Origin of the sequence: Pantoea sp. CTOTU49201 (genome assembly GCF_032054795.1) — a bacterium.
Taxonomy (GTDB): Bacteria; Pseudomonadota; Gammaproteobacteria; order Enterobacterales; family Enterobacteriaceae; genus Pantoea; species Pantoea symbiotica.
In genome coordinates this window covers 1-11,355 of record NZ_DAMBSA010000096.1, presented here as the reverse complement: position 1 = coordinate 11,355, position 11,355 = coordinate 1, and the positions used below count along the sequence as shown (strand labels likewise).

General features: G+C 52.8%; 12 protein-coding genes. All 12 read left to right on the top strand.

From position 1 onward, the window contains the following. The coding region (locus RTY00_RS09290; RefSeq protein WP_312664211.1) for an RsmG family class I SAM-dependent methyltransferase at nt 1–285 on the top strand (285 nt) is incomplete at its 5' end. 713 nt (nt 286–998) lie between these two features. Next, the gene (gene atpI / locus RTY00_RS09285; protein ID WP_008106725.1) at nt 999–1,379 is read left to right on the top strand and encodes a F0F1 ATP synthase subunit I; all 381 of its coding nucleotides are present in this window, start codon (nt 999–1,001) and stop codon (nt 1,377–1,379) included. Nucleotides 1,380–1,387: 8 nt separating this feature from the next. Then, the gene (gene atpB / locus RTY00_RS09280) at nt 1,388–2,206 is read left to right on the top strand and encodes a F0F1 ATP synthase subunit A (protein WP_007893608.1); all 819 of its coding nucleotides are present in this window, start codon (nt 1,388–1,390) and stop codon (nt 2,204–2,206) included. A 49-nt stretch (nt 2,207–2,255) separates the two neighbouring features. Next, nucleotides 2,256–2,495 carry a F0F1 ATP synthase subunit C gene (gene atpE, locus RTY00_RS09275; protein ID WP_003849523.1) on the top strand — a complete coding sequence of 80 codons (240 nt, stop codon included), beginning with the start codon at nt 2,256–2,258 and terminating at the stop codon, nt 2,493–2,495. A gap of 107 nt (nt 2,496–2,602) precedes the next feature. Further along, nucleotides 2,603–3,073, top strand: coding sequence for a F0F1 ATP synthase subunit B (gene atpF, locus RTY00_RS09270; protein WP_007893603.1), 471 nt, complete (start codon nt 2,603–2,605; stop codon nt 3,071–3,073). Nucleotides 3,074–3,087: 14 nt separating this feature from the next. Next, complete coding sequence (atpH, locus tag RTY00_RS09265) at nt 3,088–3,621, top strand: F0F1 ATP synthase subunit delta (RefSeq protein WP_008106723.1); 534 nt, start codon at nt 3,088–3,090, stop codon at nt 3,619–3,621. Nucleotides 3,622–3,635: 14 nt separating this feature from the next. Further along, nucleotides 3,636–5,177, top strand: coding sequence for a F0F1 ATP synthase subunit alpha (atpA, locus tag RTY00_RS09260; RefSeq protein WP_008106721.1), 1,542 nt, complete (start codon nt 3,636–3,638; stop codon nt 5,175–5,177). 52 nt (nt 5,178–5,229) lie between these two features. Further along, the gene (atpG, locus tag RTY00_RS09255) at nt 5,230–6,096 is read left to right on the top strand and encodes a F0F1 ATP synthase subunit gamma (RefSeq protein WP_007893596.1); all 867 of its coding nucleotides are present in this window, start codon (nt 5,230–5,232) and stop codon (nt 6,094–6,096) included. 63 nt (nt 6,097–6,159) lie between these two features. Continuing rightward, nucleotides 6,160–7,557 (top strand): F0F1 ATP synthase subunit beta, encoded by a 1,398-nt coding sequence (gene atpD, locus RTY00_RS09250; protein ID WP_008106718.1) that lies wholly within the window; start codon nt 6,160–6,162, stop codon nt 7,555–7,557. 24 nt (nt 7,558–7,581) lie between these two features. Next, nucleotides 7,582–8,001: a F0F1 ATP synthase subunit epsilon gene (locus RTY00_RS09245; protein WP_008106717.1), complete on the top strand. Its 420-nt coding sequence runs from the start codon at nt 7,582–7,584 to the stop codon at nt 7,999–8,001. A 199-nt stretch (nt 8,002–8,200) separates the two neighbouring features. Beyond that, nucleotides 8,201–9,571, top strand: a complete 1,371-nt coding sequence (gene glmU, locus RTY00_RS09240) for a bifunctional UDP-N-acetylglucosamine diphosphorylase/glucosamine-1-phosphate N-acetyltransferase GlmU (RefSeq protein ID WP_312664209.1) — start codon at nt 8,201–8,203, stop codon at nt 9,569–9,571. A 130-nt stretch (nt 9,572–9,701) separates the two neighbouring features. Beyond that, nucleotides 9,702–11,355 (top strand): glutamine--fructose-6-phosphate transaminase (isomerizing) (gene glmS / locus RTY00_RS09235; protein WP_312664207.1); only part of this gene is annotated, 1,654 nt, incomplete at its 3' end.

Here is an 11,355-nt window from a genome sequence, read left to right as displayed (position 1 = left end):
TTAGGACTTACTAACGTCACGCCAGTGCAGAGCCGCGTTGAAGAGTTCCCGTCTGAACCTCCATTCGATGGTGTTATCAGCCGTGCATTTGCTTCACTGGAGGATATGCTGAACTGGTGTCATCATCTGCCGAGCCCTGAAGGTCGCTTTTATGCCCTGAAAGGCGTGCGTCCGGATGATGAGATTTCGGCATTACCGGCGGGCTTTAGGGTAGAGAAAATTCAACCGCTGCAGGTACCCGAACTGGATGGTGAACGTCATCTGGTGGTGATTACTCGCCAATAGCCTTTTAAACGGTATGGATTTGAGCCAGTTCATGCCGTTTGCCTTAGTCTTTTCCCTGAACGAAAAAGCAGCGATTGAACACTTTTAGGTAAAAGCTTTTATTTAGCAGGGTAGGGCGAGCGAGTTAACATCTCCGACGGAAATTATCCGAAAAGCTCTGTTACATTTAACGAACATTTCACATTTCATTATCACTTAGATCACTTTATTGCGTGTATTTACCCAACCAAATAATCACTGTGGAAAATATAACTTTGCAATAAATTGGCGTGCGTAATATCAGTTTTGCGTTTTTATTGCAGCGCATAATGTCAATAGAGTGTTTTTCTCGAAAATCGTAGTCCAACACCTAATAAATAAATTTAATGCACTGATTTATAAATGCTTTAGTCGAATTAGAAATCGTATAAATCTTAACTGGTACAAATTCAGTCAGGCATTCCTTGTTTATTATGTGATCTAAAGCACGCTTTAAAAGCAAGTCGATCGGGCATTTTCAGCATTTAAGTCAGACATTGCCTAATGACGATGTTTTGAAAAATAGCCCTTCAGAAAGAAATTTAAATAATTGTTCACCTTTTCGCTACTTACCGATTGAAATCGCAGGTGGCGCCCGTATAATTTGCACGGCTTTTGCTGCTTGACTCAAATGAGTAAAGGCAGTCTTATACGACACGCGACATACCCCGTTCGGGGCAGGAGAGTTCAGCGTCATGTCAGTGTCTCTTTACAGTGTGAAATTAGCCCGGGCCGTGCTGATCATTCAGCTGGTGACCTTTGTCATCATCGGTGCGCTCTTTACCCTGAAAGAGGTTACCTGGGGCGCCTCCGCCTTCGCGGGTGGAGTGGCAGCCTGGCTGCCGAACGTGTTGTTTATGTTTTTGGCCTGGCGCCTGCAGGATCAAACGCCTGCGAAAGGACGTGTTGCCTGGAGCTTCGCCCTCGGTGAAGTGTTGAAGGTGTTCACAACCGTCATTTTCCTCGCGGTGGCGTTGGGTGTGTTTGGAGCGGTCTTCTGGCCACTCGCAATCACGTGGTTATCGGTGCTGGTGGTGCAGATCGTCGCTCCGGCTGTAATTAACAACAAAGGGTAAGAGGCATCATGGCTGCTGGAGAAATCTCTACTCCGCAAGAATACATAGGTCACCACCTGAATAACCTTCAGTTGGACCTGCGTACTTTCGAGTTGGTGAATCCGCACGACGCTCCCGCGACGTTCTGGGTATTAAATATCGATTCCATGTTTTTCTCTGTGGTGCTGGGACTGATTTTCCTGGTGTTGTTCCGTAAAGTGGCGAAAAGCGCTACCAGCGGTGTTCCAGGGAAATTACAAGCGGCTATCGAACTGGTTGTCGGCTTCGTTGATAACAACGTGCGCGACATGTACCACGGTAAAAGCAAACTTATCGCCCCGCTGGCTCTGACGATTTTCGTCTGGGTCTTCCTGATGAACTTCATGGATCTGCTGCCTATCGATTTGCTGCCGTTTATCGGCGAGCACTATTTAGGCCTGCCGGCGCTGCGCGTCGTGCCGTCTGCAGACGTGAACATCACGCTGTCTATGGCGCTGGGCGTATTTATTTTGATTCTGTTCTACAGCATCAAAATGAAAGGCATTGGCGGCTTCACCAAAGAGTTGACGCTGCAGCCTTTTAATCACCCGATCTTCATCCCCATTAACCTGATTCTTGAAGGTGTTAGCCTGCTGTCCAAGCCTGTTTCACTGGGTCTGCGACTGTTCGGTAACATGTATGCGGGTGAGTTGATCTTTATCCTGATTGCCGGCTTGCTGCCGTGGTGGTCGCAGTGGTTGTTGAATGTGCCTTGGGCCATTTTCCACATCCTGATCATTTCGCTGCAGGCTTTCATTTTCATGGTCCTCACGATCGTCTATCTGTCGATGGCATCTGAAGAACATTGATTTTTATCTCAACACTTAAGCTTTTAACTGAAACAAACTGGAGACTGTCATGGAAAACCTGAATATGGATCTGCTGTACATGGCTGCCGCTGTGATGATGGGCCTGGCGGCAATCGGTGCTGCGATCGGTATCGGCATCCTCGGAGGTAAATTCCTGGAAGGCGCCGCGCGTCAACCGGATCTGATCCCTCTGCTGCGTACGCAGTTCTTTGTTGTAATGGGTCTGGTGGATGCAATCCCGATGATCGCTGTAGGTCTGGGTCTCTACGTGATGTTTGCTGTCGCTTAAACCTGGTAGCCTTGTTCACTCATGGCACCTGGTGTGATGAGGGACGGATTCTGCCGTTTATCTCTGATAGCGGCAGAGCAAGTTAACTTAATAAGAGGCATTGTGCTGTGAACATTAATGCAACAATCCTCGGCCAGGCCATCGCGTTCATTCTGTTTGTCGCGTTCTGCATGAAGTACGTATGGCCGCCGATTATGGCTGCCATCGAAAAGCGCCAGAAAGAAATTGCTGAAGGCCTTGCTTCTGCTGAGCGCGCGAAGAAAGATTTAGATCTCGCGCAGGCCAATGCGACCGACCAGCTGAAAAAAGCGAAAGAAGACGCTCAGGTCATTATCGAGCAGGCGAACAAACGCCGTGCCCAGATTCTGGACGAAGCGAAAACCGAAGCTGAGACTGAACGTAACCGCATCGTGGCGCAGGCGCAGGCAGAAATTGATGCCGAGCGTTCGCGTGCCCGTGAAGAGCTGCGTAAGCAAGTCGCGTTGCTGGCATTAGCTGGCGCCGAGAAAATCATCGAACGTTCCGTGGATGAAGCTGCTAACAGCGACATCGTTGATAAACTGGTCGCTGAACTGTAAGGAGGGAGGGGCTGATGTCTGATCTGATTACTGTAGCTCGCCCCTACGCCAAAGCAGCTTTTGACTTTGCTGTTGAGCATCAAAGCATCGATCGCTGGCAATCAATGCTGGCGTTTGCCGCAGAAGTGGCTCGCAACGAACAGATCGCAGATCTTCTTTCCGGTGCGCTTGCACCGGAAGCGTTATCTGCTTCTTTCATTGCAGTTTGTGGCGATCAACTTGATGAAAACGCCCAGAACCTGATTAAGGTAATGGCCGAAAACGGACGTTTGACAGCGCTTCCAGCCGTACTGGCTCAGTACATTCAACTGCGTGACGCTTATGAAGCGACAGCCGAAGTTGATGTGATTTCTGCCAGCACGCTGAGTGACAGTCAGCTGACTAAAATCAGCGCCGCGATGGAAAAACGTCTGTCACGTAAAGTTAAGCTGAATTGCAAAATTGATAAGTCTGTAATGGCAGGTGTGGTTATCCGTGCGGGTGACCTGGTCATTGATGGCAGCGTACGCGGCCGTCTTGATCGTCTGGCAGACGTCTTGCAGTCTTAAGGGGACTGGAGCATATGCAACTGAATTCCACCGAAATCAGCGAACTGATCAAGCAGCGCATTGCTCAGTTCAATGTCGTGAGTGAAGCTCACAACGAAGGTACTATTGTTTCTGTAAGTGACGGTATCATCCGCGTACACGGCCTGGCCGATGTGATGCAGGGTGAGATGATTGCCCTGCCGGGCAACCGTTACGCTATCGCACTGAACCTCGAGCGTGACTCGGTTGGTGCAGTAGTGATGGGCCCGTATGCTGACCTCGCGGAAGGCATGAAAGTAAAATGTACGGGTCGTATTTTAGAAGTTCCAGTTGGCCGTGGCTTGCTGGGCCGTGTGGTGAACACCCTGGGTGCACCGATCGACGGTAAAGGCGCAATCGAAAACGACGGCTTCTCGCCAGTTGAAGTGATTGCACCGGGCGTTATCGACCGTCAGTCAGTAGACCAGCCTGTTCAGACCGGTTACAAATCTGTCGATGCGATGATTCCAATCGGCCGTGGCCAGCGTGAGCTGATCATCGGTGACCGTCAGACCGGTAAAACTGCAATGGCAATCGACGCCATCATCAACCAGCGCGATTCAGGCATCAAGTGTGTCTACGTTGCGATTGGCCAGAAAGCGTCAACCATTTCTAACGTAGTTCGCAAACTGGAAGAGCACGGCGCGCTGGCTAACACCATCGTGGTTGTCGCTTCTGCTTCTGAATCTGCAGCACTGCAGTACCTGTCACCGTACGCCGGTTGTGCGATGGGTGAGTACTTCCGTGACCGCGGTGAAGATGCACTGATCGTGTACGATGACCTGTCTAAGCAGGCTGTTGCTTACCGTCAGATTTCTCTGCTGCTGCGCCGTCCACCAGGTCGTGAAGCATTCCCTGGCGACGTGTTCTATCTCCACTCTCGTCTGCTGGAGCGTGCATCACGCGTTAGCGCTGACTACGTTGAGCGCTTCACCAATGGTGAAGTGAAAGGCCAGACCGGTTCTCTGACCGCACTGCCAATCATCGAAACTCAGGCGGGTGACGTTTCTGCGTTCGTTCCGACCAACGTAATCTCGATTACTGATGGTCAGATCTTCCTGGAATCTAACCTGTTCAACTCCGGTATTCGTCCAGCCGTTAACCCGGGTATCTCGGTATCCCGTGTTGGTGGTGCTGCACAGACCAAGATCATCAAGAAACTGTCCGGTGGTATTCGTACCGCGCTGGCACAGTATCGTGAACTGGCTGCGTTCTCTCAGTTCGCTTCCGATCTGGACGATGCAACGCGTAAACAGCTGAGCCATGGTCAGAAAGTGACCGAGTTGCTGAAACAGAAACAGTATGCGCCGATGTCAGTCGCGCAACAGGGTCTGGTGCTGTTTGCTGCTGAGCGCGGCTATCTGAACGATGTTGAACTGGCGAAAGTCGGCAGCTTCGAAGCCGCTCTGCTGGCGTTCGCGGATCGCGATCACGCTGAGCTGATGGCTGAAATCAACCAAGCGGGTAACTTCAATAACGAAATCGAAGAGAAGCTGAAGGGCCTCCTCGAAACGTTTAAAGCAACCCAGTCCTGGTAATGTCTGGCGGCTTGTCTGAAAAGGCAGGCCGCAAGGCTTTGAGGAGAAGCTAATGGCCGGCGCAAAAGAAATACGTAGTAAGATCGGAAGCGTAAAAAATACGCAGAAGATCACCAAAGCGATGGAAATGGTCGCCGCCTCCAAAATGCGTAAAACGCAGGAACGCATGGCGGCCAGCCGTCCGTATGCAGATACCATGCGCAAAGTGATTGGTCACCTTGCTCTGGGTAATCTGGAATACAAGCACCCTTACCTGGATGAGCGTGACGTTAAGCGCGTCGGCTACCTGGTCGTTTCGACTGACCGCGGGCTTTGTGGTGGTTTGAACATTAACCTGTTCAAAAAATTGCTGGCAGATATGAAAGGCTGGGCAGATAAAGGCGTACAGAGCGATCTGGCCGTTATCGGTTCGAAAGGCAATTCATTCTTCGGCTCTGTAGGTGGCAACATCGTGGCACAGGTCACCGGTATGGGCGATAAGCCTGCACTGTCTGATTTGATCGGCCCGGTAAAAGTGATGTTGCAGGCCTACGATGAAGGTCGCATCGACAAGCTGTATATCGTTGCCAACAAGTTTAATAACACCATGTCTCAGACTCCGACCATTACCCAACTGCTGCCGTTACCGCCAGCGGAAGGTGAAGAAGAGATGAAGGCGAAGACCTGGGATTACCTGTACGAACCCGATCCGAAAGCGCTGCTGGATACCCTGCTGCGCCGTTACGTCGAATCGCAGGTTTATCAGGGTGTGGTGGAAAACCTGGCCAGTGAGCAGGCCGCACGTATGGTTGCGATGAAAGCTGCAACCGATAACGGCGGAAACCTGATCAAAGAGCTGCAGTTGGTTTACAACAAAGCTCGTCAGGCCAGCATCACCCAGGAACTTACCGAGATCGTCTCGGGAGCCTCCGCGGTTTAACCAGGCATATATCCTGTCGCGCGAGCGCGGCTGGGTATTTTCGTATTAGGTAGAGGATTCAAGATGGCAGCTGGAAAGATTGTCCAGATTATCGGCGCCGTAGTTGACGTCGAATTCCCTCAGGACGCGGTACCGCAGGTATACAGCGCTCTCGAGGTGAAAAATGGTGATGCTCGTCTGGTGCTGGAAGTTCAGCAGCAGCTGGGTGGTGGCGTGGTTCGTACCATCGCCATGGGTACTTCTGACGGCCTGAAGCGCGGTCTGGAAGTTACTGACCTGAAAAAACCTATCCAGGTTCCGGTTGGTAAAGCAACCCTCGGCCGTATCATGAACGTATTGGGTGAGCCAATCGACATGAAAGGCGACCTGCAGAATGACGACGGCACTGTAGTAGAGGTTTCCTCTATTCACCGTGCAGCACCTTCTTATGAAGATCAGTCTAACTCGCAGGAACTGCTGGAAACCGGCATCAAGGTTATCGACCTGATGTGTCCGTTCGCTAAGGGCGGTAAAGTCGGTCTGTTCGGTGGTGCGGGTGTAGGTAAAACCGTAAACATGATGGAGCTGATCCGTAACATCGCGGCTGAGCACTCAGGTTATTCGGTATTTGCTGGCGTGGGTGAGCGTACTCGTGAGGGTAACGACTTCTACCACGAAATGACTGACTCCAACGTTATCGATAAAGTAGCGCTGGTGTATGGCCAGATGAACGAGCCGCCGGGTAACCGTCTGCGCGTAGCACTGACCGGCTTGACCATGGCGGAAAAATTCCGTGATGAAGGTCGCGACGTTCTGCTGTTCATCGACAACATCTATCGTTACACCCTGGCCGGTACTGAAGTATCAGCACTGCTGGGTCGTATGCCATCTGCGGTAGGTTATCAGCCAACGCTGGCAGAAGAGATGGGTGTGTTGCAGGAGCGTATTACCTCCACGAAGACCGGTTCAATCACCTCTGTACAGGCCGTTTACGTTCCTGCGGATGACTTGACTGACCCGTCACCAGCAACCACCTTTGCTCACTTAGACTCAACCGTTACGCTGAGCCGTCAGATCGCCTCTCTGGGTATCTACCCAGCCGTTGACCCGCTGGATTCAACCAGCCGTCAGCTGGATCCACTGATCGTGGGTCAGGAGCACTATGACGTTGCGCGTGGCGTGCAGTCTCTGCTGCAGCGTTACCAGGAACTGAAAGACATCATCGCCATCCTTGGTATGGACGAGCTGTCTGAAGAAGACAAACTGTTGGTGGCACGTGCGCGTAAGATTCAGCGCTTCCTGTCTCAGCCGTTCTTCGTTGCTGAAGTCTTCACCGGTTCTCCAGGTAAGTACGTGACCCTGAAAGACACCATCCGTGGCTTCAAAGGCATCATGGAAGGCGAATTCGACCACCTGCCAGAGCAGGCGTTCTACATGGTCGGCGCTATCGAAGAAGCCGTAGAAAAAGCGAAGAAACTGTAATTTAGGTTTCCCAGGAGGAATGGTATGGCTATGACTTATCATCTGGACGTGGTCAGCGCGGAGCAACAAATGTTCTCCGGTCTGGTCGAGCGTATCCAGGTGTCAGGTAGCGAAGGTGAGTTAGGGATTCGTCCTGGCCACGCCCCGCTGCTGACAGCCATCAAGCCTGGTATGATTCACATCGTGAAACAGCACGGCGAAGAGGAGTTTATTTACCTCTCTGGCGGCGTGCTGGAAGTTCAGCCTGGCAGCACCACCGTTCTGGCCGACACCGCGATTCGCGGTGAAGACCTTGACGAAGCGCGCGCGCTGGAAGCGAAACGTAAAGCAGAAGAGCACATGAACAGCAGCCACGGCGACGTGGACTATGCTCAGGCTTCTGCGGAACTGGCGAAAGCCATCGCGAAACTGCGTGTCATCGAGCTGACCAAAAAAGCGATGTAATCAGGCTTTATGCGTCACGAAATGCCAGCCCTTTGGGTTGGCATTTTTTTTGCCCAAAACCCATCCTACGCCATTCATGGCGACCACCAGCAGACCTCAATCTGCTTTCCCCAACCCCGCTAATTTCGACCCGAGAAAAATGTAGTAATCTCAGGGCTAAACCTTACACTTTCGACAGTTGAAGAGAATCAGGATAGTTATGTCTACGAACGCGATGAGTGTGGTGATCTTAGCCGCTGGCAAAGGCACCCGAATGTATTCCGACCTGCCTAAAGTTCTGCACACCCTTGCAGGTAAACCGATGGTTCAACACGTTATTGATGCCGCCACCGGTTTGGGCGCTCAGCAGATTCATCTGGTTTATGGCCACGGCGGAGATTTGCTGCAATCGACGTTAGCGCATAACGTACTCAACTGGGTGCTGCAGGCCGAACAACTCGGTACCGGCCACGCGATGCAGCAGGCTGCACCTTTTTTTGCCGATGATGAAGATATTCTGATGTTGTACGGCGACGTGCCGCTGATTTCGCAGGCCAGCTTGCAACGTCTGCACGACGCGAAACCCGCTGGCGGCATCGGTTTACTCACCGTGGTTTTGGATAACCCAACCGGTTACGGTCGTATCGTGCGTGAAAACGGCACGGTGACCGGCATTATCGAGCAGAAAGATGCCTCGCCAGAACAGCTGAAGATTCAGGAAATTAACACCGGCATCCTGATTGCCAACGGCGGCGACCTCAAGCGCTGGCTGGCGCAGCTCAATAACAACAATGCGCAGGGCGAATTCTATATCACCGATATCATCGCCATGGCGCACCACGAAGGCCGCGTGATCAATGCGGTGCATCCGGCGCGCATCAGCGAAACCGACGGCGTCAACAACCGCCTGCAGCTGGCAACGCTTGAGCGTGTCTATCAAAGCGAGCAGGCAGAAAAGCTGCTGCTGGCGGGTGTGATGCTGCGCGATCCGGCGCGTTTCGATCTGCGCGGTTCGCTGCAACACGGCCGCGATGTGGAGATCGACACCAACGTGATCATCGAAGGCAAGGTTACGCTCGGCAACCGCGTCAAAATCGGTGCGGGTTGCATCATCAAAAATAGCGTGATTGCTGACGACTGCGAAATCAGTCCCTATTCGGTGATCGAAGATGCCACCCTAGCCGCCGCCTGTACGGTTGGACCTTTTGCGCGTCTGCGTCCGGGCAGCGAGCTGGCGGAAGAAGCGCACGTTGGCAACTTCGTGGAAATGAAGAAAGCCACGCTCGGCAAAGGCTCGAAAGCCGGTCATCTCTCTTATCTCGGCGATGCGGAAATTGGCGCAGGCGTGAATATCGGCGCGGGTACTATTACCTGCAATTATGACGGCGCCAACAAATTCAAAACCATCATTGGTGACAACGTGTTTATCGGTTCGGATACCCAACTGGTGGCGCCGGTCAGCGTGGCGAGCGGAGCGACCATCGCCGCAGGCACCACGATAATGAAAGATGTGTTAGCCGCGGATCTGGTCTACAACCGTAAAGAGCAGAATCAAAAATCGGGCTGGCAGCGTCCTGTTAAGAAAAAATAAATTTTAAAGGCCGACAACGATCGGCCTGTTTGCAGTGCCATAAAAAAATATCCCCACTCTCTACAAGGCTCGGGGAAATCAGGTCAGATGACAACGCAATGGCCGAAAGCCATGAAGTCAGGAAATTACTATGTGTGGAATTGTTGGTGCAGTAGCGCAGCGTGACATCGCAGAAATTCTGCTGGAAGGTTTGCGTCGTCTTGAGTATCGCGGTTATGACTCAGCGGGATTAGCCGTTGTCGATCGTCAGGGCCATATGACGCGCCTGCGTCGTCTGGGCAAAGTGCAGAACCTGGCGGAAGCCGCAGAGCAGCAGCCGCTGATTGGCGGCACCGGTATCGCACACACGCGCTGGGCGACCCACGGTGAACCGTCGGAGGCCAATGCGCATCCGCACGTTTCTGAGCACATCATCATCGTGCACAACGGCATCATTGAAAACCATGAGCCGCTGCGCGCGCAGTTGCTTGAGCGCGGCTATCACTTTGCCTCAGAAACCGACACCGAAGTGGTGGCGCATCTGGTGCATTGGGAGCAGAAGCAGGGCGGCACGCTGCGTGAAGTGGTGCTGCGCGTCATTCCGCAGCTGCGCGGTGCGTATGGCATGGTGATCATGGACAGCCGCGATCCTTCGCTGCTGGTGGCGGCGCGTTCCGGTAGCCCGCTGGTGATTGGCCGTGGCGTGGGTGAAAACTTTATTGCTTCCGATCAGCTGGCACTGCTGCCGGTGACGCGTCGCTTCATCTATCTGGAAGAGGGCGATATTGCCGAGATCACCCGCCGCGAAGTCACCATTATCGATCGTGATGGTAAAACGGCTAAGCGCGCCGAAATCGAATCGACTGCGCAGTACGATGCCGGCGACAAAGGCATCTATCGTCACTACATGCAAAAAGAGATTTACGAGCAGCCGAACGCGATCAAAAACACCATCACCGGTCGTTTCAATCACGGCGAAGTCGATCTTAGCGAGCTGGGCCCGGAAGCTGAGAAGCTGCTGAGCCAGGTCGAGCATATTCAGATCATCGCCTGCGGTACGTCATACAACTCCGGCATGGTTTCGCGTTACTGGTTTGAGTCGCTGGCTAATCTGCCTTGTGATGTGGAAATCGCTTCGGAATTCCGTTATCGCAAATCTGCGGTGCGTAAAAATAGTCTGCTGATCACGCTGTCACAATCGGGTGAAACTGCCGATACGCTGGCGGCGCTGCGCCTGTCGAAAGAGCTGGGTTATCTCGGTTCGCTGGCGATCTGTAACGTGGCCGGTTCATCACTGGTGCGTGAGTCAGATTTGGCGCTGATGACCAAAGCCGGTACCGAAATTGGCGTTGCCTCGACCAAAGCCTTCACCACACAGCTGGCGGTATTGCTGATGCTGGTGGCGAAACTGGGTCGTCTGCACGGCATGAAAGCCGAAACCGAGCACGAGATTGTGCACGCGCTGCAGGCCTTGCCGAGCCGCATCGAGCAGATGCTGGCGCAGGACAAAGTGATCGAAAACCTGGCTGAAGGTTTCTCGGATAAACATCATGCGCTGTTCCTTGGCCGTGGCGATCAGTATCCGATCGCTATGGAAGGCGCGCTGAAGCTGAAAGAGATCTCCTACATCCACGCCGAAGCCTATGCGGCGGGCGAGCTGAAGCACGGCCCGCTGGCGCTGATTGATGCCGATATGCCGGTGATCGTGGTCGCGCCGAACAACGAACTGCTGGAGAAGCTGAAATCCAATATTGAAGAGGTACGCGCGCGCGGCGGTTTGCTGTACGTGTTTGCCGATCAGGATG